Source organism: Actinomadura graeca, from assembly GCF_019175365.1.
GTDB lineage: Bacteria > Actinomycetota > Actinomycetes > Streptosporangiales > Streptosporangiaceae > Spirillospora > Spirillospora graeca.
Map to the genome: position 1 here is coordinate 4,574,576 of NZ_CP059572.1, position 22,470 is coordinate 4,597,045.

The 22,470-nt window shown below is 73.1% G+C and carries 22 protein-coding genes, 1 tRNA gene and 1 pseudogene; 16 read left to right on the top strand and 8 right to left on the bottom strand.

Going from position 1 to position 22,470, the window contains the following annotated elements:
• Position 1 precedes the first annotated feature (1 nt).
• Positions 2-895 carry an endonuclease/exonuclease/phosphatase family protein gene (locus AGRA3207_RS20235; RefSeq protein WP_231328616.1) on the top strand — a complete coding sequence of 298 codons (894 nt, stop codon included), beginning with the start codon at positions 2-4 and terminating at the stop codon, positions 893-895.
• Between the two features lie 89 nt (positions 896-984).
• On the opposite strand, the gene AGRA3207_RS20240 is transcribed toward AGRA3207_RS20235, so the two are convergent.
• Positions 985-2,541 carry a long-chain-fatty-acid--CoA ligase gene (locus tag AGRA3207_RS20240; RefSeq protein ID WP_231328617.1) on the bottom strand — a complete coding sequence of 519 codons (1,557 nt, stop codon included), beginning with the start codon at positions 2,539-2,541 and terminating at the stop codon, positions 985-987.
• Positions 2,542-2,669: 128 nt separating this feature from the next.
• Entirely contained in the window at positions 2,670-2,840 is a 171-nt protein-coding gene (locus AGRA3207_RS20245; RefSeq protein WP_231328618.1) for a hypothetical protein, read from the bottom strand.
• Between the two features lie 242 nt (positions 2,841-3,082).
• Between AGRA3207_RS20245 and AGRA3207_RS20250 the strand changes: the two genes are divergently transcribed.
• On the top strand, positions 3,083-3,778 hold the full coding sequence (locus AGRA3207_RS20250; RefSeq protein WP_231328619.1) for a response regulator transcription factor: 696 nt from the start codon (positions 3,083-3,085) through the stop codon (positions 3,776-3,778).
• A gap of 7 nt (positions 3,779-3,785) precedes the next feature.
• Positions 3,786-4,901 carry a sensor histidine kinase gene (locus AGRA3207_RS20255; protein WP_231328620.1) on the top strand — a complete coding sequence of 372 codons (1,116 nt, stop codon included), beginning with the start codon at positions 3,786-3,788 and terminating at the stop codon, positions 4,899-4,901.
• 27 nt (positions 4,902-4,928) lie between these two features.
• On the opposite strand, the gene AGRA3207_RS20260 is transcribed toward AGRA3207_RS20255, so the two are convergent.
• Positions 4,929-5,300: a hypothetical protein gene (locus AGRA3207_RS20260; RefSeq protein ID WP_231328621.1), complete on the bottom strand. Its 372-nt coding sequence runs from the start codon at positions 5,298-5,300 to the stop codon at positions 4,929-4,931.
• A 252-nt stretch (positions 5,301-5,552) separates the two neighbouring features.
• Between AGRA3207_RS20260 and AGRA3207_RS20265 the strand changes: the two genes are divergently transcribed.
• The 3 genes and pseudogenes from AGRA3207_RS20265 to mptB form a co-directional block, all read left to right on the top strand.
• Positions 5,553-5,888 (top strand): STAS domain-containing protein, encoded by a 336-nt coding sequence (locus AGRA3207_RS20265; RefSeq protein WP_231328622.1) that lies wholly within the window; start codon positions 5,553-5,555, stop codon positions 5,886-5,888.
• 190 nt (positions 5,889-6,078) lie between these two features.
• The gene (locus AGRA3207_RS20270) at positions 6,079-6,810 is read left to right on the top strand and encodes a glycosyltransferase family 2 protein (RefSeq protein ID WP_231328623.1); all 732 of its coding nucleotides are present in this window, start codon (positions 6,079-6,081) and stop codon (positions 6,808-6,810) included.
• Positions 6,807-7,712: pseudogene (gene mptB, locus AGRA3207_RS39850) on the top strand (polyprenol phosphomannose-dependent alpha 1,6 mannosyltransferase MptB); the annotation flags it as partial. The gene AGRA3207_RS20270 and the pseudogene mptB, both read left to right, overlap by 4 nt.
• A gap of 517 nt (positions 7,713-8,229) precedes the next feature.
• On the opposite strand, the gene AGRA3207_RS20280 reads toward mptB, so the two are convergent.
• The gene (locus AGRA3207_RS20280; RefSeq protein WP_231328624.1) at positions 8,230-10,548 is read right to left on the bottom strand and encodes a hypothetical protein; all 2,319 of its coding nucleotides are present in this window, start codon (positions 10,546-10,548) and stop codon (positions 8,230-8,232) included.
• 187 nt (positions 10,549-10,735) lie between these two features.
• Between AGRA3207_RS20280 and AGRA3207_RS20285 the strand changes: the two genes are divergently transcribed.
• From AGRA3207_RS20285 to AGRA3207_RS20310, 6 genes are all read left to right on the top strand, one after another.
• Entirely contained in the window at positions 10,736-12,127 is a 1,392-nt protein-coding gene (locus AGRA3207_RS20285; RefSeq protein WP_231328625.1) for a glycosyltransferase 87 family protein, read from the top strand.
• On the top strand, positions 12,127-12,582 hold the full coding sequence (locus AGRA3207_RS20290) for a DUF4446 family protein (protein ID WP_231336330.1): 456 nt from the start codon (positions 12,127-12,129) through the stop codon (positions 12,580-12,582). Before AGRA3207_RS20285 ends, AGRA3207_RS20290 begins: the two co-directional genes overlap by 1 nt.
• Positions 12,583-12,730: 148 nt before the next feature.
• A complete protein-coding gene (gene pheA / locus AGRA3207_RS20295; protein WP_231328626.1) occupies positions 12,731-13,660 on the top strand; it encodes a prephenate dehydratase in 930 nt (309 codons plus the stop codon).
• Between the two features lie 17 nt (positions 13,661-13,677).
• Positions 13,678-14,484: a class I SAM-dependent methyltransferase gene (locus AGRA3207_RS20300; protein WP_231328627.1), complete on the top strand. Its 807-nt coding sequence runs from the start codon at positions 13,678-13,680 to the stop codon at positions 14,482-14,484.
• A 90-nt stretch (positions 14,485-14,574) separates the two neighbouring features.
• The gene (serS, locus tag AGRA3207_RS20305) at positions 14,575-15,834 is read left to right on the top strand and encodes a serine--tRNA ligase (protein WP_231328628.1); all 1,260 of its coding nucleotides are present in this window, start codon (positions 14,575-14,577) and stop codon (positions 15,832-15,834) included.
• A gap of 107 nt (positions 15,835-15,941) precedes the next feature.
• On the top strand, positions 15,942-16,745 hold the full coding sequence (locus tag AGRA3207_RS20310) for an HAD family hydrolase (protein ID WP_231328629.1): 804 nt from the start codon (positions 15,942-15,944) through the stop codon (positions 16,743-16,745).
• Positions 16,746-16,824: 79 nt separating this feature from the next.
• Here the strand turns inward: AGRA3207_RS20310 and AGRA3207_RS20315 are convergent, their stop codons facing one another.
• Both AGRA3207_RS20315 and AGRA3207_RS20320 read right to left on the bottom strand, forming a co-directional pair.
• Positions 16,825-17,370 carry a bacterial proteasome activator family protein gene (locus AGRA3207_RS20315; RefSeq protein WP_231328630.1) on the bottom strand — a complete coding sequence of 182 codons (546 nt, stop codon included), beginning with the start codon at positions 17,368-17,370 and terminating at the stop codon, positions 16,825-16,827.
• Between the two features lie 13 nt (positions 17,371-17,383).
• Positions 17,384-18,340, bottom strand: coding sequence for an NAD(P)H-quinone oxidoreductase (locus tag AGRA3207_RS20320; RefSeq protein WP_231328631.1), 957 nt, complete (start codon positions 18,338-18,340; stop codon positions 17,384-17,386).
• Between the two features lie 153 nt (positions 18,341-18,493).
• Between AGRA3207_RS20320 and AGRA3207_RS40110 the strand changes: the two genes are divergently transcribed.
• The 4 genes from AGRA3207_RS40110 (at position 18,494) to AGRA3207_RS20340 (ending at position 21,654) form a co-directional block, all read left to right on the top strand.
• On the top strand, positions 18,494-20,758 hold the full coding sequence (locus tag AGRA3207_RS40110; RefSeq protein ID WP_338028197.1) for a MinD/ParA family ATP-binding protein: 2,265 nt from the start codon (positions 18,494-18,496) through the stop codon (positions 20,756-20,758).
• A gap of 53 nt (positions 20,759-20,811) precedes the next feature.
• Positions 20,812-21,186, top strand: coding sequence for a cupin domain-containing protein (locus AGRA3207_RS20330; protein ID WP_231328632.1), 375 nt, complete (start codon positions 20,812-20,814; stop codon positions 21,184-21,186).
• 111 nt (positions 21,187-21,297) lie between these two features.
• Positions 21,298-21,386: transfer RNA gene (locus tag AGRA3207_RS20335), tRNA-Ser, on the top strand.
• A gap of 100 nt (positions 21,387-21,486) precedes the next feature.
• Positions 21,487-21,654, top strand: coding sequence for a hypothetical protein (locus AGRA3207_RS20340; protein WP_231328633.1), 168 nt, complete (start codon positions 21,487-21,489; stop codon positions 21,652-21,654).
• Positions 21,655-21,678: 24 nt separating this feature from the next.
• Here the strand turns inward: AGRA3207_RS20340 and AGRA3207_RS20345 are convergent, their stop codons facing one another.
• Positions 21,679-22,272, bottom strand: a complete 594-nt coding sequence (locus AGRA3207_RS20345; protein ID WP_231328634.1) for a hypothetical protein — start codon at positions 22,270-22,272, stop codon at positions 21,679-21,681.
• Positions 22,269-22,448 (bottom strand): hypothetical protein, encoded by a 180-nt coding sequence (locus AGRA3207_RS20350; RefSeq protein ID WP_231328635.1) that lies wholly within the window; start codon positions 22,446-22,448, stop codon positions 22,269-22,271. Before AGRA3207_RS20350 ends, AGRA3207_RS20345 begins: the two co-directional genes overlap by 4 nt.
• Positions 22,449-22,470 lie beyond the last annotated feature (22 nt).

Below are 22,470 nucleotides of genomic sequence, written 5' to 3' on the forward strand. Positions count from 1 at the left end.
TGTGCGAGTCCCGCGCGCCCTGATTCCCCTGCTCTCGGTCTGCGGAGCCGCCGCGGTGGTCGCCGCGGCGGGCGCGGGTGCCGCCATCGACGGGCTGCCCGGCGGCGGTCCGGCGCACGCCGACGGGGCACGCGGGGTGTCCGCGGTGACGGTCAAGGTGACGACGTGGAACGTGTGCGGGACGCCCGCGCCCGGCTGCCCGCTCGGCGCGGACCCCGCGGCGCTGACGAGGCGGATCGTCCAGCAGGTCGGCGGGACGGAGGCGGGCGGGCACAAGGGCGGACCGGCCGCGGTGTTCCTCCAGGAGGTCTGCTCCGGGCAGGTCCAGGCCCTCAAGAAGTCCGGCAGGCGGTGGAACTGGGCCTTCGCGCCGTTCACCGGGGCGCCCTCCTGCGCGGCCGGGCAGGGACGGCCCGGCGTGGCCGTGGGCGCCCAGGCGCCGCTCACCGGCGTCCGCACGTCCCCGCTGCCGTCGCCTTCGCGGACGGGGCGGGTCGCGGTGTGCGGCGACGTCCCGTCCTGGAACACCCGGCTCTGCGCGACGCAGTTCAGCGTCGCGGGCGAGGACCCGAGCGGCGAGTGGCGCCGCAAGCAGGTCGACGCGCTGGGGACGCTCGCCGGGACCGGGGTCCGCGCCGTCGTCGGCGGCGACCTCTCAGACAGCCCGGGGAGCGCGGTCCTCGACCCGCTGTACCGCTCCTACGACGAGTGCGACCAGGGCGCGGGCGGGGCACGTTCCGGCGCCGGGACGGCCCAGGACTGGCGGGGTGCCGCCACCGAGAAGACCGACTACCTGTTCGTCAGCAAGGGCGCCGCGGCGTCGTGCGCCGTCCCCGCCGCGCCGGTGGCGTCCTCCGACCACCGCCCCCTGTCCGCGGTGATCCGCTTCCGGTGACCCGGACCTGGACGGCCGGGCGCGTCTCGACGTCGCCGCCCGTCAGCGGTTCTCCAGGATCCCCGTGATCCGGCGCCGGTACGGCTGCGTCAGTGGACGCCGCGGTCCTGGCCCTGCCAGTAGGGGGCGCGCAGCTCGTGCTTGAGGACCTTCCCCGTGAGGTTGCGGGGGATCGACTCGCGGCGCTCGACCGAGGTCGGGCACTTGAAGTGGGCGATGGCCCCGCGGCAGTGGTCGATGAGATCGGCGTCGGGCACGTCTGCGGAGAGCACGACGATCGCCTTCGGCGTCTCGCCCCAGTGCGCGTCGGGGACGCCGATGACCGCGCAGTCCTTCACGGCGGGGTGCCCCATCAGCGCGTTCTCGACCTCGGCGGGATAGATGTTCTCACCACCTGAGATGATCATGTCCTTGACGCGGTCGTGGATGTAGAGGTAGCCGTCCTCGTCGAGGTAGCCGGCGTCGCCCGTCCGCAACCAGCCGCCCGGCAGCAGCGCGTCGGCGGTCGCCTCGGGCATCCCCCAGTAGCCCTTCATGACCTGCGGCGTGCGGCACAGGATCTCGCCGACCTCGCCGCGCGGCAGGTCCTCCTGCGTCGCCGGGTCGGTGATCCTGAGCTCGCAGGACGGGTTGGCCAGGCCCGCGCTGCGCAGCCGGTGCGCGTTCGGGCCGCCCGGGTCGTGGTCCTCGACGGGCAGCATCGTGATCACGCCGGTGGTCTCCGTCAGCCCGTAGACCTGCATGAACCCGCTGCCGGGCAGCAGGCGCATCGTGCCGCGCAGGACGTCCTCGCTGATCGGCGACGCCCCGTACAGCAGCAGCCTGAGGCTGGACATGTCCGCCTCGGCCACCTCCGGGATCAGCTGCATGAACTGCATCAGCACCGGGACGAGGAAGATGTGGGTGACGCGGTGCCGCTCGATCGCGCGGGCGATGGCGGCCGGGTCCGGCTCGCGGTTGAGGACGCCGGTGATCCCGTCGAAGATCACGCAGACGGTGAGCGCGCTGCCCGCCACGTGGTACATCGGCATCGCGACCGCCATCACGGACGAGTCCTCGATGCCCCACGCGTCCCTCGCCAGGGGCAGGACCGCGGCGAAGTTGTCGTGCGTCAGCATCACGCCCTTGGGAAGGCCCGTGGTGCCGGAGGAGTAGAGCTGGACGAACACGTCCGAGGTGTCGGTCCCGGCCTCGGGCGGGGCGGCGTCCGCCTCGTCCAACCAGGAGGCGTAGTCGAGGTGGGCGTGGTCTAAGCCGCCGATGACCACCGTGTGGGTCGTGTGGTCGAGCTTCCCGGCGATCGCGTCCAGGACGGGCACGAACTCCGCGCCGACGATGAAGGTCTTCGCCTGCGCGTTGTTGACGATATAGGCGACCTCGTCCGGTGCCAGCCGGTAGTTGACCGGCACCTGGACGGCGCCGAGCCGGGCCGCGCCGAACATCTGCTCGGCGTACTCGATGGAGTTCTTGTCGAGGATCGCGACGCGGTCACCGCGCCCGACCCCGGATCCCGCCAGCGCAGCCGCGGCCCGGTCGGCGCGCCGGTCGAAGTCCCGGTAGGTGATCCGGGCGTCACCCGCGATGAACGCGACGCGGTCGGGGTGGGTTTTCGCACGCTCGCGCAGTATCTCGGTCAGACCCGGCACGGGAGGTCCTTTCGCCAACGGCCGCTAGGTACTGCGCATCATGCGGTGCTGGGCGGACCCGGGCAAGAGGTATGCGCTCTTCGGGGGGGGTGTGCGGGGACACCCCCTCATAAGAGACCGGCCGGCCCTTATCGGCTTCTGGAGGTCTTGGAGATCAGGGTCACCGCGAGGACGACCAGGACGGCGACGAACCCGATGAAGAAGAAGACCTTCAGCATGGAGACGACGGCGCCGATGACGCTCATCGCGACCCAGATCGCGAGGACCACACCGAGGATTGTCAGGATTGTCTTTCCCATGACCTCACCGTAAACCGCCTGTCGTTGATCGTCATCACACCAGGGGACGACCCTGGACCCCCCGCCGCCCGCCGTTCGGCGGAGGGCCACCCTGAGGCGTCCCAGGGGCGCACCCTGACGGACGGAGGCGGAACGGCCTGGTCGAAACCTTACGGAGTGGTGACAGGGCCGCTGGGACGGCCTCCCGCGTCGTAGCGTGAAGAGGTGACCTCTCTGCGCGCCTCAGGGCGGGGTGGCGGCCCGTGACCCACGCGGGCCGCGTCCTCGTGGTCGACGACGACCCGACCGTGGCCGAGGTCGTCGCCCGCTACCTGGCGCGCGACGGCCACGAGGTCGAGTGCGTCGCGGACGGGCACGCGGCGCTGCGCGAGGCCCGCGACCACCCGCCCGACCTCGTCGTCCTGGACCTGATGCTGCCCGGCATGGACGGCCTGGAGGTGTGTCGGCGGCTCCGCGAGACCTCGGTCGTCCCGATCGTGATGCTGACCGCGCTCGGCACCGAGACCGACCGTCTCGTCGGGCTGGAGACCGGCGCCGATGACTATGTGACCAAGCCGTTCAGCCCGCGGGAGCTGACCCTGCGCGTCCGGTCGGTGCTGCGGCGGGCGCGCGGCGCGATCGTCCCGGCCGGGCCCGGGGCGCCGCTGCGGGACGGCGACCTGGTCGTCGACGTCGGCGCGCACGAGGCGGCCCTGGGCGGCACGCGGCTGGCGCTGACCGCCCGCGAGTTCGACCTGCTGGCGTTCCTGCTGCGCCACCCCCGGCAGGCGTTCACCCGCGACGAGCTGCTCCAGCGCGTCTGGGACTGGACGTTCGGCGACTCGTCCACGGTCACCGTCCACGTCCGGCGGCTCCGCGAGAAGATCGAGGACGACCCGGCGGCGCCGCGCCGCATCGTCACGGTCTGGGGCGTCGGCTACCGGTACGAGCCGCGGTAGGACGGCGATGATCCCGTTCGAGGACCTGCTGTGGGTCGTGTTCTACGCGGCGCTGGCCGCGCTGGTCGTCGCGGGCGTCGCGCTCGCCCTGCTGCACGCGCTGCGGGAGCGCTCGGTGGCGGTCCAGCTGGCCGTGGTGGGCGCGGCGACCGTGCTGGCGATGATCTCGGGCATCCTCGTGATCTCGTTCCTGATGCTGCTGAACGACCACGACCGCTCGGTCGTGCTCGCGGTGGTGACGTCCGCGGGGCTGGTCGCCATGGCGGTGTCGGTGCTGCTCGGGCGGAGGCTGGTGGCCGCGAACCGGGTGCTGGCCGAGGCCGTCCGCGCGGACCGGTTCCGTCCCCCGGCCGCGCGGCTGCCCGCCGAGCTGGCCGAGCTGTCGCGCGAGCTGGAGGCCGCCTACGACCGGCTGGCCGCCGCGCACGCGCGCGAGCAGGCGCTGGAGGCCAGCCGCCGCGAGCTGGTCGCCTGGGTGAGCCACGACCTGCGCACCCCGCTGGCCGGGCTGCGGGCGATGGCCGAGGCGCTGGAGGACGGCGTGGTCGCCGACCAGCGCACCGTCCGGCGCTACCACGAGCGGATCCGCGTCGAGGCGGAGCGGCTCACCGAGATGGTGGACGACCTGTTCGAGCTGTCCCGGATCCACGCGGGCGCCCTGCGGCTGTCGCGGCGGCGCGTGGGCCTCGCGGACCTGGTCGCCGAGGCCGTGGCGGGCACGGAGCCGCTCGCGCGGGCCAAGGGGGTGCGCGTCCGCGGCGACGTCCGGGAGGGGCTGCCCGTCCAGGTGGACACGGGGGAGCTGGGCCGCGCGCTCCGCAACCTCGTGGTGAACGCGATCCGGCACACCCCGAGCGACGGCGCGGTGGAGATCATCGGCGAGGTCCTGGACGGCGAGGCGAGGGTGACGGTCGCCGACGCCTGCGGCGGCATCCCCGAGGAGGACCTGCCGCGCGTGTTCGACGTGGCGTTCCGCGGTGAGGCCGCCCGCACCCCGGGCGGCGGCGCCGGACTCGGCCTGGCCATCGCCCGGGGCATCGTCGAGGCCCACGCCGGGCGGATCGGCGTGGCGAACGAGGGGCCGGGGTGCCGTTTCGAGGTCCGTCTCCCCCTCGGCTCCTGACGTCCGGTGGCCGGCCGTCAGGCCGGTCTATTTGTCGATGGCGTCGTCGATGGCGCGGAAGGTGGGGCAGGGCCAGCGCCACATGCATGCGCGGCAGCGCCGGATGGGGCTGTCGGGATCGCTGGTGATGCCGCCCGCCTCCTGGGGACGATGCAGTTCGAGCAGGCGGATGCCCAGGTCCGCGAACGCGATCACCTCGTCCCGCGCGCCGGCGAGGAAGGCGATGTCCTCACGGGCGAGGCGGGTCCGGACGGGAACGAATCCCTGTTTGTTCACCAGGCGGGACAGGTACCGCGTGGAGGAACGCCAGGACGTGGACTTCTCCGAGCGCGCGCGGATCGTCTCCAGCCGCTCGCGGAGCCGTGTCTCTCTCGGGTCCGCCACTCGATCGGCTTTCACGTGCGGCGCACCTCCTCAAGCCGCTGTTGCACGCGCCCAGCCTTCCCTACTCGGACGCTCCGCGAGGTAGAACCACGCAGAACACCGGCGCGGCCGCCACCTTCACGCATAACCGAAACCACGACATCACCCAACGTAGTTCACAAAGCGTACGGGCTACTCCGGCGGTGACGCGTCCCGGACACGCCCACGCCACACGGGACTTGGTGAACTGTCTGGCCCGCACGCCTTCGGCGAGATAGTGTGCCGAACGTGGAGTTGAACGTCTCGACTGCGTCTCAGGGTGGTCACGCCGTCGTCACGGCGACCGGCGAACTCGACCTGTACACCGCGCCCAGGTTGCAGGCGGCCCTCGCGGGCCTCCTGCGCGACCAGGTCAACCGCATCGTGGTCGATCTGGAAGGAGTCGAGTTCTGCGACTCGACCGGCATGAACGTGCTCCTTGCGGCCATGAAGCGGCTCAAGGAGCAGGGCGGCGCGCTCGAGCTCGCCGCTCCGCGCCCGGCCGTGAAGCGGATCCTCCAGGTCACCGGACTCGACACCGTCTTCACCGTCATCGATGCCGCGCCGGCCTTGGACGCCGGCTGAACGAAGTCCCCGAACGCCCCAGAAGTACCGAACGCCTCGGAGTACCCGAACGCCCCGAGGTACCCGATGGACCCGGACGGCGCGGAGGGCCCCGGCGTCCGCGCGGGTGCGGCGCACGGCCGGTGGAGCGAGGCCGGAGGCGTGCCCGTTGGGCCGGGATCGCGGGCACCACTGCACTACGATCACCGGTATGCAGGACGTAGCGGTGATCATCCCGGCCAAGGACGAAGCCGACCGCATCGCGGCCACCGTCAAGGCCGCGCAGGAACTGCCCGGCGCCGGCCTGGTCATGGTGGTCGACGACGGCTCGTCCGACGGCACCGGGCGGGTCGCCCGGCAGGCCGGGGCGCGGGTCGTGCGGCACGGCCGCAACCGCGGCAAGGGCGCGGCGATGGAGACCGGCGCCGAGGCCGTCCGGCTGCTGGACGAGGACCGCGAGCAGCCCCGCCACCTGCTGTTCCTGGACGCCGACCTCGCCGAGACCGCGCGTGAGGCGGCGCCGCTGGCGGAGCCGGTGCTGGCCGGTGAGGCGGACATGACGATCGCGGCGTTCTCCTCGACCGTGAAGCTCGGCGGGCACGGGTTCGTCGTCCGGCTGTCCCGCGACGGGATCAGGCGCGCCACCGGCTGGGAGGCCACCCAGCCCCTCAACGGGCAGCGCTGCCTGACGCGGGCCGCGTTCGACGCCGCGCTCCCCTTGGCCGCCGGGTTCGGCGTGGAGACCGCCCTCACCATCGACCTGCTGCGCAAGGGGTTCCGGGTGACGGAGGTGGAGGTGCCGCTGGCGCACCGCGCGACCGGCACCGACTGGCGCGCGCAGGTGCACCGGGCCCGGCAGTTCCGCGACGTGGCCAGGGCCCTCGCCGTCCGCGAGCCCGTGGTGGCCGGGCAGCTCGCCCGCTTGGGCGGCCGTAGACGATGACCCGTCCCGGCCCCGGCGCGTCCCGCGTGGGCCACAAGAACCCCCCGAACGAAGAACCCGCCGAGCGGGCGGCGCCCGGACGACGAGCCGGGACCGCCGGGTTGTACGCCATCGGCGCCGCCGTCGCGTGCTTCTTCACCGTCGCCGTGCTGGGGCCGTCGGCGTTCGTGCCCACCCTGGCGGGCGACGGCGGCCATCCCCCTTATTCGCTGGACGCCCATCCCCCGCCCCACCTGGTGATCGGGCTCGCGGCCGGTGGTGTGCTCGCGGGCGCCGCCGGGCTCGGGCTGTGCCTCGCGGCCGTCGCGCGCGGCTGGCGCGTGAGGCCGTTCCCGCTGGTCGCCGCCGGGCTGCTCGCCGCGGTGGCGTTCACGTTCCTGCCGCCGTCCGGGTCGGCCGACCACCTGAACTACGCCTCCTACGGGCGGATGGCGGCGACCGGCCACGACCCGTACGTCACGCGGGCCGTGGACCTGCCCGGCGACCCGGTGGCCGGTTCGCCCGAGGAATGGCGGTTCACTCCGTCGGTGTACGGGCCGATCGCGACGGGCTCCCAGGCGTTCGCGTCGTGGGCCGGGGGCGGCTCGGTGCGGCTGACGGTGTTCGTCCTGTCCGTGATCAACACGCTGGCGTTCGCGCTCACCGCCCTCGTCCTCTACCGGACGGCCCGGAGCGACGGGCGGCGGCTGCGCACCGCCCTGCTGTGGACGTGCAACCCGCTGCTGCTGTTCCACCTGGTCTCGGGCGCGCACAACGACGTCCTGGCGATAGCGCCGATCGTGGCGGCCCTCGCGGTCTTCACCGGGCCGTCGCCGGGTCCCCGGCGGGCGCTGGCCGCGGGGATGCTGGCCGGTGCCGGCGCCGCGATCAAACTGCCCGCCGCGCTGGCGGGCGGCGGGCCCGGCTGGACGCTGCTGCGGGACGCCTGGACGTCGCGGAGCCCCCGGGCGGTCGCGGGCCTCGCCGCCCTCGCCGGGGGAGCGGGCGCCGTGGTCGCGGTCGCCTACGTGCTCGCCGGGCCGCACGCACTGGACCAGGTCAGCCAGGCGAGCAACATGGTCTCGCTCGCCACCCCCTGGCATCTGGTGGACGTCCTGCTGGGACGAGGCGAACACCGCGGCGTCATCAAGGCCGGTTCGATGGTCCTCGGAGTGCTCCTGTTCGTCCTGCTGGCGCGCGCGCTGCCGAAGGACGAAGAAGACCAGCGCCGGATAGCCGCGGCGCTGATCCTCGCCTGGCTCCTGGCCGCCCCCTACGAACTCCCCTGGTACGACGGGTTCGGCTGGGCGCTTCTGGCGCTGCTCCCCTGGACGCGCTTCGACTGGGTGCTCCTCGCCCACACCACCGCACTCAGCCTGGCCTACCTGCCCGCGCGCGCGCCCGCCCGCATCGGCCTGCCGGAAAGCCTGTCCTGGCTCGTCACGGTCGTTCGGCCGACGGTGATCCCGTGGACGCTCCTCGCGGTTCTCGTGGTTCTGGCCGCTCTCTGTCTGCGATCAGGTCGAGCTCCAGCGACCGGACGCCCGCCGCGAGCATCAGCGGGGTCGCCAGGCTGAACGCCACCGACATGATCACCACGCCGGAGTCGTTCACCAGCGTGCCGATGACGCCGACCGCCAGCGCGCAGACCAGCGCCGGGCGCATCGTGATGCTGTGCTCGTACGAGCGGCTGAGCAGCGAGATCCGCCACCGGTTCGGCCGGACGAGCACGAAGAACAGGAACCCGAGGGCCGCCGCCAGGGGGAGCGTGAACGGCCAGTAGCCGAGGCTGCCGACCATGGCCTCGAACTTGCGCTTCACGACCTCCCAGGCATCCCCGTCCATGAGGTCCTGCCAGAACCGGCCGAGGTGCGTCGGGTTGGCGCTGCGCGAGTTCACGTAGGAGATGAGCAGCACCAGCACGAGCCCCGCCGCGCAGAACAGGGCGAGCCGGAGCGGCGACACCCGGCGGCCCGCGATCATCATGCCGAGCATGGCGAACGCGGGCACGATCGCCAGGACGCCGCCGAAGTCGCTGCCCCAGGCGGGCAGCCCGTCGACCGCGACCGCGACGACGCCGACCAGCGCGACCACGCCGACCGCCGCGGCCTTCCCGTCCCGGTAGGCGAGCCACCTGGGCGGGGGCGGGCCGTCGCGTCCGGGACGTCCGGCGCGCAGGGGGTACTCGGCCAGCCACGCCGAGGTCAGGATCGCGGCGACGGCGAACAGCGCGAACGCCTGGTTGCCGAACCCGTAGAAGCGCCCGGCGACGAGCGCGGTGTAGCCCATCAGGGTGTTGAGCTGGAGCGCCGAGCCCGTCATCACGTCCAGCGCGAGGATGAGCGCGGTCAGCCCGGTGATGATCAGGCCGGGGGCGAACGACGAGCGGCGCCACGGACCGGCCAGCGCCACGCCCGTCATCAGGCCCGCGAAGCCCAGCACCGCGCAGATCAGGGTGAGGGTCGGGCGCGGGGCCTGCCACCACGGCATCGACCCCGCCAGGAAGGACGCGCCCGGCGCCGAGCCGCCGAGCAGCGCGATGACACGGGTCCCGCCGAGGATCCGCGCACGTGACCGCTGGTCGCCGCCCAGCCGCCGCAGCGCCAGCGCCGCGATCCCGTACAGGACGAGCTGCACCGCGAACAGCACCCAGTAGAACGAGGTCTGGACGTTGCGGATCGCCTGCGCCGCGACGTCCTCGTCCTCCAGCGCGGCCACCCGGTCCGAGGTGGACGCCGACGACGGCTGGGAGCGCCACTGCGACCCGACGGCCTCCTTGGGCTGCGGCAGCCCCAGCAGCTTCAGCGTGGTCGCGGTGAGGTCGGTGAGCGTGACGAGGCCGTCCTGCCGGGTGGCGCCCGAGGTCAGGAAGCCCGGCCCGTAGCCGCCGCCCTTCGCCGCGGCGACGCGGAGGCGGGGCCGGACGCCGGTGTCGGAGAGCCCCGCGACCAGCACCGTCGTGCCGCCCGGGACGCCCGACAGCACCTGCGCGACCCGGCGGTCGACGGCGGCCGCGGCGGCGCCGCGCTGGTCGTCCTCGACCGGGACCTGATCGCCGTGCGGGTCCACCCCGGCGTCGAGGTAGGCGCGGAACATCTCGTCGACGTCCACGGCGGTGATCTCGCAGCGGGACCACTCGGCGGCGGTGACCTTGTCCGGGGACGGCGCGTAGTGGTCGACCCGCCCGTTGCCGTCACCGAGCCCGAACACCGCGCCGGGCCCGACCGCCGTCGTGCAGCCGCCCGCCGAGTGGACGGCGTCGCCGAGCAGCCCGACCTGTGCGTGGTAGGACGTCCCGGCGTTGTCGCCCTTGATCGCGGGCCAGCCCGGCGCGACCGCGCCGCCGGGGGGCGGCGGCCCGCTGGGGGAGGGCTGCCCGGAGACGATGGGGGAGGAGGGCAGCGCGCAGTCACCGTGCGCCAGCCGGGCCCGCTGCCCCGCCGACAGCGTCAGCCAGCCGTCCGTGGGACACGTGTTGACCTTGGTGGTGCGGACGCTGAGGCCACCGGCCGAGCCCTGCGCGGTCAGGCCCCAGAGGGCCGGGGTCCGCTGGGGCCCGATGTCCTTCCACAGCAGCCCGGGAATCCCGATGATCACGACCCGGCCGGTGATCGTGGGCGCCGCCGCGCGCCCGTCCGCCACCGCGTTCCCGCCGGTGGCCGGGGTTCCCGCGACCGCCGGCGCCGAACCGGACAGGCCGCCCAGGACCGCCACGACGACGGCGAGGAACACCCCGATCCCCGTCCCCCGCGCAATCATGGCCCTCAGGCTACAAGAGGCTCACCGGCACGCGCGGGGCGTCCGGGACGGCGCCGGGTACGGCCCCGGAACCCCGCCCGCGCGGCGCGGCGGGCGCGGCGCGAAAGGGCGCCCGGGTGCATATCCTGCATCCTCGGGACGGCCCGCTCCGGACGGGCCGGCGTCCCGCTTACGCCAGGATGTGGGGATGCGCGAAGTCAGTGGTGCGGGTGAGGGGTCCGAGCCCTCACGCGCCGCGAGGCGGTGGGGCACACCCGCGGACCTGCTGATCCTGCTGGCCGGGATCGCCGTCGCGGTCGTGGCGGTGACGCCGATCGTCACCCGCTGGCTGGGCAACCAGCCCGACCAGAGGCTCGTCGACCTGGAGGTCTACCGGGACGGCGGGCGCGCGCTGCTGCGAGGCGCGCCGCTCTACGACGTCCTGACGCAGCCGCCGCAGTTCCTGCCCTTCACCTACCCGCCCTTCGCGGCCGTCCTGGCCGTGCCGTTCACCCTGCTCCCCTGGCGCGCGGCGCAGTGGACGTGGACGATCCTGCTGTACGCCGCCCTGGTGATCTCCGTCTGGTACGCGTTCCGCGACCTCGTCCGGCGGGCGGGCCGCTGGGCGCCGCTCGCCGCCGGCGTCCTCGTCGCGGCGACGGCCTGGCTCGACCCCGTCCGCGACCAGATCCGGTTCGGGCAGGTGGGGCTGTTCCTGCTCGCGCTGTGCCTGGCCGACTGCTGCACGCGCTCGGCGCGCTGGCCGCGCGGCATGCTCGTCGGCCTCGCCCTTGCGATCAAGCTGGTGCCGGGCGTCTTCCTCATCTACTTCCTCATCACCGGGCGGCGGGACGCGGCGGTCAACGCGCTCCTCACGGCCGCCGCCGCGACGCTCGGCGCGTTCGCGCTGCTGCCGTCCGACTCGGCCGACTACTGGTTCGGCGCGTTGCTCCAGGGAGGCGACCGCACCGGCAGCGTGAGCGGCACCACCAACCAGGCGATCAACGGGGTCGTCGCGCGGATCCTGCCCGAGGGGCCCGCCAGGTCGCTGGTGTGGCTGGTGCTGGTCCTGGCGATGGCCTACTACGGCTTCAAGCTCGCCCGCCACGTCACCTACAAGGCGGATGAGAAGGCCGACCTTCCCTCCCTCACCGGACGCGTCGGCGGCACCGACCACTACGCGGCCGCCGACCGGCTCGCCGGGCCGGACGCCTACAGCCTGCTGCTGGCGGGCGTCGCGATCGTCGGGCTGCTGTCGGTCCTGCTGTCCCCCGTGGGCTGGATCCACCACCTGGTGTGGATCATCCCAGTTATCGGCGCTTTGGCCGGAGATGGGCGGGACACGCGCAGATGTCTGATCGCCGCCGCCGTCTGGGTCTACTTCCTGTTCCCGCTGCCCTGGTGGGGGACCAAGCTGATCGGCCCGGACCACTCCCTTTTCTCGGTTTTCTGGGGCCGGGTGGTCCAGGACGCGTTCGGCGCCGCGGCGATCGCGGCGGTGGTCGTCCTCGGTGTCTGGCTCCCGAAACGGCTCTTTCCCGGGCCCGGTGACGAAGATACTTCGCAACGTGAGGTGGAGATCGGTACGCTCGCCCCGTGATGCTTGTCGCGGTGGCCGTCGCCGGCCTGGTCGCCGGGGTGGCCGGACTGTCCATCGCGGTGGTGGCCCACAACCGGGTCAACCAGGTCGTGGACGAGTGCGGGGAAATGCTCAGGCGCCAGCTCCAGGTCGCCAGCGGATCGGTGGACGAGCGCGCCATGCGCGACCTCGCCATCGTCCACTACGACGCGCTCAAGGAGATGTCCGGGCACCGGTCCTTCTCGCTCGCGCTGATCAACGCCGTCGGTGACGGCGTGGTGATCAGCTCGATCAACGGGCGGACCGAGACGCGGACCTACGCCAAGGTCGTCCGGGACGGGCATCCCATCGAGATGCTCTCCCCCGAGGAGAACCAGGCCCTGCGCGCGGCCCGGCTCGGCAAGGGTCCCGTCGTGTCCATGGACGACCCCCTCGCCGATTACGGCAGCGAGCGCGCCCAGACCGCCCGCACCTGACGTCCCGGCCGCACAAGCGGGCCGCACGATCCGGCCGCACGATCGGGCGGACGCGCGGCCGTGATCCTTTTCGTCCGGGGCAGTAAACTCGGCTGTCACAGGACCTTCCCAGCCGCACATTCGGCTTCCACAGCACCCGGGGGACCACGTGACCGACGCCAGCAGGCCCGAACGCTACGCCTACCTCGGCCCGCGCGGCACGTTCACCGAGGCCGCGCTCCTGTCGATCCCCGGTGCCGCCGAGGCCGAGCACGTCCCGTACGCGACGGTGCCCGCCGTCCTGGACGCGCTGCGCCGCGAGGAGGTCGACTCCGCCGTCGTCGCGCTGGAGAACTCCGTCGAGGGCTCCGTCCCCGCCACGCTGGACGAGCTGGCGACCGGCGAGCCCCTCCAGATCGTCGGCGAGATCCTCCTGCCGGTGTCGTTCGCGCTGCTCGTCCGTCCCGGCGTCACGATGGACGACATCAAGTCCGTCGCCTCGCACCCGATCGCGCAGCCGCAGTGCCGCCGCTGGCTCGCGGGGCACGTCCCCGACGCCGAGTGGCACGCCGCCACGTCCAACGCCGAGGCCGCCCAGCACGTCGCCGACGGCCACTACGACGCGGCCCTCGCCGGCTCGTTCGCCGCCGCCCGCTACGGCCTGTCCGTGCTCGTCGAGGACATCCACGACGTCGCCGACGCGGTCACCCGCTTCATCGTCCTGCGCCGCCCCTGCGCGCCGCCGGAGGCCACCGGGACCGACCGGACGACCGTCGTCGCGTTCATCGGCGAGGACCACCCGGGCGCCCTGCTGGAGATCCTCACGGAGTTCTCCGTCCGCGGCATCAACCTGACGCTGATCCAGTCCCGCCCGACCGGCGCGGGCCTCGGCTCCTACCTTTTCTGGATGGATTTCGAGGGCCATGTCGCCGACGCCCGCGTCGGCGAGGCGCTGATGGGACTGCGCCGGGTCTGCGCCGACGTCCGCTTCGTCGGTTCCTACGCCCGCGCCGACCAGATCCGTCCCGAGATCCGCCGCGGCACCCACGACGACGACTTCACGAAGGCGTCCACGTGGCTGGAGTCCATCCGCGGCTAGCGGGCTACCCTGCCTGGATGGCCAAGGACTTCGATCTTTACGAGCGGGAGTTGTGGGCCGGGCGCGCGCCCGCGTACGAGCGGGGTTTCGCGCATGTGACCCGCTACATGGTCGGCCCGCTCCTGGACGCGGCGGGCGTCGCGGCCGGGACACGGCTCCTGGACGTCGGCACCGGGCCCGGCGTCGTGTCCGCGGCGGCGGCCGGGCGCGGCGCCTCGGTCACGGCGATGGACGCCGACCCCGACATGGCCGACACCGCGCGCAGGAACGTCCCCGGCCTGGACGTGCGGGTCGCGGTCCTGCCGGACGTGCCGTTCGCGGACGCCGCGTTCGACGCCGTCGCGGGCAACTTCGTGATCAACCATGTGGGCTCCCCCGAGGTGGTCCTGGCGGAGCTGCGGCGGGTGCTGCGCCCGGGCGGGCGGCTGGCGCTGAGCTGCTGGGTCATGCCCGGCAGCGGGGCCCTCGCGGTCGTCCGCGAGGCGATCGAGGCGGCGGGGGTGCCGTGGCCGGACGACATCCCGGAGCCGCCGTTCATGGAGCACGGCGAGACCGCGGCGTTCCGCCGCCTGGTGTCCGCGGCGGGCTTCGCGGAAGTCACCGTCGAGGAGGTGACGTGGGAGCACGTCGTCGACCCCGAGGTGTGGTGGGAGACGGGCGCGCTGTCCCGGGTCGGCACCAACGGCGTCATCGTCGGCCGCCAGGACGCCGCGACCGTCCAGCGGATCAAGAAGGAGTTCGACCGGATCGTCGCCGGGTACGCGGCGCCGGACGGGAAGGTCGCCCTTCCGGCGCACGCGCTGCTGGCCTCCGGAGCCCGCTGACCGGGGGCTCCGCGCCGCCGGGCGTCCGGCCCGCCCGGGAACGGCGATACTCGCGCGCGGACGGGGGTCCGGGCCGGTAGCCTCGGGTCTGTGATTGACCTGCGAGCTCTTCGAGAGGATCCCGAGCGGCTGCGCGCCTCGCAGCGCGCCCGCGGCGAGGATGACGGCGTCGTCGACCGGCTGCTGGACCTGGACGAGAGGCGCCGCTCGGCGCTCACCTCGTTCGAGCGGCTGCGTTCCGAGCAGAAGAGTTTCGGCAAGTCGGTGTCCAAGGCGCAGGGCGACGAGCGGCAGGCGCTGCTGGCCCGCGCGAAGGAGCTGGCGCAGCAGGTGAAGGACGCCGAGGCCGGCGCCGACCGGCTCGGCGAGGAGCTCGACGCGCTGCTGAGGGGGGTGCCCAACCTCATCGAGGAGGACGCACCGCCCGGCGGCGAGCAGGACTTCGTCGTCCTGGAGACGGTCGGCGAGCCGCCCGCGTTCGACTTCGAGCCCAAAGACCACCTGGAGCTGGGCGAGGGCCTCGGCGCCATCGACATGGAGCGCGGCGCGAAGGTCGCCGGCGCGCGCTTCTACTACCTGACCGGCGTCGGCGCGCGCCTGCAGTACGCGCTGCTGAACCTCGCCATGGAGCAGGCCGTCGCGTCGGGCTTCGTGCCGATGTACCCGCCGGTGCTCGTGAAGCCGGAGGCGATGGAGGGCACGGGTTTCCTCGGCGCGCACGCCGCCGAGGTGTACCAGCTCCGCCAGGAGGACCTGTACCTCGTCGGCACGTCCGAGGTGCCGCTGGCCGCCTACCACATGAACGAGATCATCGACGAGCTGCCGCGGCGGTACGTGGCGTGGTCGTCGTGCTTCCGCCGCGAGGCCGGCTCGTACGGCAAGGACACGCGCGGCATCATCCGCGTCCACCAGTTCGACAAGGTGGAGATGTTCTCCTACTGCGACCCCGGTGACGCCCACGCCGAGCACCTGCGGCTGCTGGAGTGGGAGAAGGAGATGCTCGCGAAGGTCGAGCTGCCCTACCGGGTGATCGACGTCGCGGCGGGCGACCTCGGCGCGAGCGCGGCCCGCAAGTACGACTGTGAGGCGTGGGTCCCGACGCAGGGCACCTACCGCGAGGTCACGTCCACGTCCAACTGCACCGGGTTCCAGGCGCGGCGCCTCGCGGTCCGGCACCGCGACGCCGACGGCAAGAACCAGCCGGTCGCGACGTTGAACGGCACCCTCGCCACCACCCGCTGGATCGTCGCGATCCTGGAGAACCACCAGCAGGCGGACGGCTCGGTCCGCGTGCCCGAGGCCCTGCGGAAGTTCCTGGGCCTGGAGGTCCTGGAGCCCGTCAAGCGCTGAGCCGCCGCGCGCCCGCGTCCGGGGCCCGTCCCTGCGGGGGCGGGCCCTTCGCCGTGACCAGGGAGGCGTGTCACCTAAGGTGTGACCAAGTCGCACTGGAAGGTGACATGTCCGAGTCCTCGCCGCGCCTGATCGCCACCGACCTCGACGGCACGATCGTGCGCTCCGACGGGACGATCTCCGACCGCACCGCCGCCGCCCTCGCCAGGGTGGAACGTGCCGGAGCGGTGCTCGTGATGGTCACCGGCCGCCCGCCGCGCTGGATGACGGGGGTCGCCGCCGCCGTCGACCACCACGGCGTCGCCATCTGCGCCAACGGCGCGGTGCTCTACGACCTGCACACCGAGTCCGTGGTCCACACGCGGGAGATCGCACCCGACGTGATCGCGGAGGCGGTGGAGCGGCTCCGCGCGATCTCCCCCGATCTGCGCTTCGCGGTCGAGTACCCGCACGGGTTCGTGTTCGAGGCCCGCTACGACCTCGGCCGCTGGGACGCCGAGGCCCTCGGCGGGCGTCCCGTGGACGGCGCGGAGCTGGTCAGCCGGGGCGGCACCAAGCTCCTGGCGTTCCACCCCAGCGCCGGGCCCGACGCGCTCGCGGAGAAGGCGGTGCAGGCGGTCGGCGATCTGGTCACGGTGACCCACTCGTCCGGCCGGGGGCTGCTGGAGATGAGCGCCCGAGGCGTCACCAAGGCGACCGCGCTGGCGGCCCTGTGCGGGGAGCGGGGCATCCCGTCCGACGACGTCGTCGCCTTCGGTGACATGCCCAACGACCTGCCGATGCTCACCTGGGCGGGCACCTCGTACGGCGTCGCGAACGCGCATCCGCTCGTGCTGGCGGCGGTCACCCACACCACGTCCCGCAACGACGACGACGGCGTCGCCGAGGTCATCGAACGGCTCTTCCCCTAGACAAGCCTCATGCCGTGTCCCGGCGGGGCCGGGACACGGCACGAACGGATTCGGCTACAGGGAGGGACCGGACGATCGGCTACAGGTAGGGACCGGACGAGTGGCGCGGCCCGGGCTGCTCGTCCTCCACGCCGGGAGGGACCATGCCCGCCGGAAGGGCGCGGCGCATCTGCTCAAGCTGCGCGCGCGCCGCCATCTGCTGGGCGAACAGCGTCGTCTGGATGCCGTGGAAGAGGCCCTCAAGCCAGCCGACGAGCTGCGCCTGCGCGATCCGCAGCTCGGACTCGCTCGGCACGACGCCCTCGGTGAACGGCAGCGACAGCCGCTCCAGCTCCTCGACGAGCTCGGGCGCCAGGCCGTCCTCCAGCTCCTTGATGGACGACTTGTGGATCTCGCGGAGCCGCGCGCGGCTGGCCTCGTCCAGCGGGGCCGCCTTCACCTCGTCGAGGAGCTGACGGATCATCCCGCCGATCCGCATCACCTTCGCGGGCTGCTCGACCATCTCGGTGACCGACTTGGCCTCGCTCTCGCCGTCCCCGCCGCCGCCCTCGATAGCGATGCCGTTCGGGCCGACCACGAGCACCTGCGGTTCCTGTTCAGACTGGTTCTTCGAAGGCTCGTTCATAGTCCCCCCATCCTCACACGGTCAGCAGGATCTTGCCGACATGACCGCTTTCTTCGAGCAGCCGGTGGGCGCGCGCCGCGTCCGCCATCGGGACCCTCTGGTCGATGACAGGCCGCACGTCCCCCGATTCCAGCAGCGGCCACAGCTCCTCGCGGACGGCCGCCACGATCCGCGCCTTCTCCTCCGCCGGACGCGCCCGGAGGCTGGTCGCGTGGACCAGCGCCCGCTTCCTCAGCAGCAGCCCGAGGTCCAGCTCGGCCCGCGCGCCGCCCTGGAGGCCGATGACCATCAGCCGTCCGCCGGTGGCCAGCGCCTTCACGTTCCGTTCCAGGTACTTGGCCCCCATCAGGTCCAGGATCACGTCGTACGGGCCGCTCTCGACGAAGTCCTCCTCGCGGTAGTTCACCGCGAGGTCCGCGCCGAGTTCGCGGCAGCGGGCCGCCTTCTCCTCGCTGCCCACCGTGCACACGACACGCGCGCCCCGCGCCTTGGCCGCCTGGATCGCGAGCGTCCCGATCCCGCTGCCGCCGCCGTGCACGAGGAGCGTCTCCCCCGCCGACAGCGCGCCCAGCAGGAAGACGTTCGACCACACCGTGCACGCGACCTCCGGCAGGCCGGCCGCGTCCACGACGTCCACCCCGCGCGGAACCGGGAGCACCTGCCCCGCGGGCACGGCGACCCGCTCGGCGTAACCCCCTCCGGACAGCAGCGCGCACACCTCGTCGCCGGGCTTCAGGCCCGTCACGCCCGCGCCGAGCCCGGCCACCCGCCCGGAGACCTCCAGGCCCGGGTACGGGGGAGCGCCCTCGGGCGGGGGATAGAAGCCCAGTCGCTGCATGACGTCCGCGCGGTTGACCGCGCTCGCCACCACGTCGATGAGCACCTCGCCCGGTCCGGCGGCGGGGTCCGGCACGTCCGCCCACTCCAGGACGTCGGCGTCCCCCGGCTCACGGATCACGATCGCATGCATACCGTCACGCTACCGGCCGTCCGGAACCACCGTTCCCCACCCAATGTGGATCTACGCGCGGGATGCGTGGTATTGGCGCACAGGTATCCTTCCTGGGGGCCTTTCGCCTACCTGCTCCGTAATGATCGTCAGAGGTGCCGAGGGGGACACACGGTGGCAAGGAACGAGCACGACGGGCGTTCCCTGGAGGAGCGGCTGGCCTCACTGGACGCGATGAGCGGTGAGACGGCAGGGCCCGCCGCCACCGAGGACGAGCCGTCCCCCGGGCGGCCTCCGGCGCAGGAGGACGAGCAGGTCCTCGACCAGAACGGCAACCCGTGGCTCGCCGCCCCGCCGCCCTTCCAAGGACCCCCGGAAAGCTTCGGCCCGGCGCAGGGACGGCCCCCGCAGGGTGAGGCCCAGGACCAAGGGCCCCCGGCCTTCCCCGGTGTCCCCGCACCCCCTCCGTTCGACGGCCGCCCGTACGAGGGCGGCCCGATGCCCCAGCCGTTCGACGGCGGCATGCTCCCCCCGCCTTACGCCGGATACCAGGGGCTTGAGCAGCCGCCCGCCGTCCCGTCCGATCCCGTCTCCTCTCCCACGCCCGCCTCTCCTCCCACGCCCGCCGCCACTCCCGCGGCCGCAGCCCCGCAGCAGTCGCCCTACGTGCAGGAGCCCTGGGAGACGGGCCCGCCGCAGCCGCGCGAGACCACCGCCAACGGCGAGAGCGCCCCGCCCTTCGACGAGCTCCCGCCCTACATGCCCGACCAGGTCACCGCCTCCGACCCGAACTCGGGCCCGCCGCCGTACGCGCAGGACCCCAACGCCGTCACAAGCCAGCAGTACCGTCCGGTCGACCCGTCCACGGGGCAGCCGTACGCGCCGCAGGACCCCGCCGCCGCTCCGCCCTCCCCCGGCACGGACCTCGGCGCGGGACAGCCTTACGCACAGGACCCGAACACCGGCCGTCCCTACCAACAGGACCTCAACGGGACCGCCCAGCAGTACCTGCAACCGTCTGACCCGAACGCGCAGCAGTACGCGCAGGAACAGCCGTACGCCCAAGAACAGCAGTACGCGCCGGACCCGCAGCCGTACCCGGCGTTCGACCCGAACACCGGGCAGCCGTACGCAACGGGCCCGAGCCCCGTCCCGCAGCCCTATGGGCAGAACCCCAACGCGGCGGCGCAGCCGTACCCGCCGCAGGATCCGAACGCGGCGGCACAGCAGGCACAGGAGCAGGGGTACGCATACGACCCGAACACCGGGCAGGTGTATCCGCAGGCAGTGCCCGGTGGGGAAACGGGAGCGCCCCAGCAGGGATACGCGTACGGCCCACCCCAAGGCCCGCCACAGGGCCCGTCCCAGGGACCGCCGCAGGGGCCGCCCCAGGGACCGCCACCACAGGGACCGTATGGCGCGTACCAGCAGATGCCGGGTCCGCCCGGCGGAGCACCGCAGGGCCCGTACCCGGGGCATCCGCAGCAGCCGGACCCGCAGAGCTCCGAGAGCCTCAGCTCCGAGAACCTGCTGGGGGAGCGGAAGATCGCGCCGTCCTCGGGATGGCGGCGCGCGGTCTACAAGGCCACCGCGGGCAGCATCCACCCGGGCGAGTCGCAGGGCGACCTGCGCCGCAAGGACCTGGTGGCGCGTGCCCGGACGCCCGTCGCCGGCGGGCATCACCGGGTGGCCGTCATGTCGCTGAAGGGCGGCGTGGGCAAGACCACGACCACGACGGGCCTCGGCTCGATGCTCGGCTCGTTCCGCGGCGACCGGGTCATCGCGGTGGACGCCAACCCCGACCGCGGCACGCTGTCGGACAAGGTCAAGCTGGAGACGGCCGCGACCGTCCGGGACCTGCTGAACAGCCGGGACAAGATCCACCGCTACGCCGACGTCCGCGCCTTCACCTCGCAGAACGTCGCGCGCCTGGAGGTCCTGGCGTCCGACCGCGACCCGGCCGTCAGTGAGGCGTTCAGCGCCGAGGACTACGCCGCCGTGGCGGTCGTCCTGGAACAGTACTACTCGATCTGCATCACCGACTGCGGGACGGGCCTGCTGCACTCGGCGATGGCGGGCGTGCTGAGCCTGGCCGACCAGCTCGTCCTGGTCAGCTCCCCCTCGGTGGACGGCGCGCGCTCCGCGAGCGCCACGCTGGACTGGCTGGAGGCGCACGACCACGGCCACCTCGTCCGCAACGGCGTGGTGGTGCTGTCGATGGTCCGCAACCGGACGCGCAGCCAGGTCGACCTCGACAAGCTCCAGGCGCACTTCGAGAGCCGCTGCCGCGCCGTCGTCCGCATCCCCTACGACGACCACCTGGAGGAGGGCGCCGAGGTGGAGCTGGACCAGCTCGCCCCGGCGACGCGCGAGGCGTACCTGACGCTCGCCGCCGTGGTCGGCGACGGCTTCGCCCATCCGCGTCCGGAGGATCCCTGACCATTCGACGGCCGGGGAACGTTCCCCGCAGCGCGAACGCTAGAGTCGCGCCCGTGGCGGACGTGTACGTGGGGAAGGCGGCGCCGGACGCCGCCGGTGATCGCGGTTGGCTGCTCGGGCACTTCAAGCCTCCCGGCGACCTCCGGCACAGCGGCGAGGTCGAGATCAAGTGGGGCGTCCACCCGAAGGGGGAGCGGCGCGCCCGCTGGACGGACGGCGAGAAGCGCACCGCGCTGCTCGTCCTGATCAGCGGCCGGTTCCGGCTGGAGTTCCCGGAGCGCGAGGTCGTGCTGGCCGAGCAGGGCGACTATGTCGTGTGGGGACGTGGCGTCGACCACTCCTGGCAGGCGGAGGAGGAGTCGGTGGTCATGACCGTCCGCTGGCCCTCGATCCCCGGCTACGCCGTCCCGGACGACGCGGGGGCGTGAGCGCCGCTGACGTCCGCGCGCCCGCGGGCGCATGGGCACGCGCCTGGCCCGGCCCTCATATGCCGGTCGATGGGAGTCGTCCGCGAGCGCTATCGTGGGCGGTGTTCATTTGGAGAGTTCGCATAGTGGACTAGTGCAGGCGCCTTGAAAGCGCCCAGGGCTGGGGACAGTCCTCGTGGGTTCGAATCCCACACTCTCCGCCGGAATCGCAAGGGGCTCTCGCGGCCAGGGCCGGTCGATCGGACGTTACCCGAGGTATGCCCCCCAAAAGGGACGGATCCGTCCGTTACCCTCGTCGGCATGTCGGAAACACCGAACGATCCAGCCGGAAGCACTCACCAGTTTCAGACCTTTGCCAATCAGGCGCAATCGGACAAGTCCTCGGGTCCGAGCATGGCCCTCATCGTCGGCGTCGTCGCCGTGGTGGCCATCGTCGCGGTCCTCGTGATCGGCCTCATGATGATGTAGCCGTGCGCCTTGTCCTTCGCGGGCTCAACCGCATCCGCCGACCGGGCGGATCGCCACCACCCCGGCCAGCGGAATGCGCTCCGCGCGTCCGCCCGTCCTGACCGTCAGGTCGCGGGTGTCGGCGCCGGTCAGCTCGCCGCAGACACGGCCGCCCCGATGACGGACCTCCACCATCGCCGGTGCAGGCGCCGCCGCCGGCCCCAGCCACGTCGTCCCGACCGCCACCGCCACGCACGCGATGGCCAGCGTCGCGAGGCGCGCGGCCCAGCGGACCGCACGGGAGATCCGCCGGATCTCCGCCCGCGTCCAGGCCCGCAGCGCCTCCCCGGAACGCACGATCTCCTGCCCCGGCCAGCCCGACGCCGCGCGCACCGCCAGCAGCGTCGCCGTCACCAGCAGCGCGAGCGCCAAACCGAGCAGCAGGACGACGGCCCACCGGTATCCGGAGGCCAGCGTGGTGACGGTGTCCCGGCCTTTGACGATCAGCACCGCGCTCAGCAGGGCCGTGAGACCGCCCAGCCCGGTGCGCCACCCCTCGGCCTGCTTGCGCGCCGAGTCGAGCTGGGTGAACTTCAGCTCCTGCGCCTTCTGAAGCCAGCGCTTCTGGTCGAGGCTCATGGGAGCTCGACGAGCCAGAACGCGCCGCACCCCTTGTCGAACGCGCCCTCGGGCCGGTCGGCGTGCATATGCCCGCAGTCGCAGCAGATCGTCACCTCGCGGGGTGCCGGGGGCGCGGCACGCCGATGGCGGAAGACGCCTTTGACGCCGTCGGGAGGGCCCTTCTCCAGCGTCATGCTCGTCCGGCCACCGCATGCA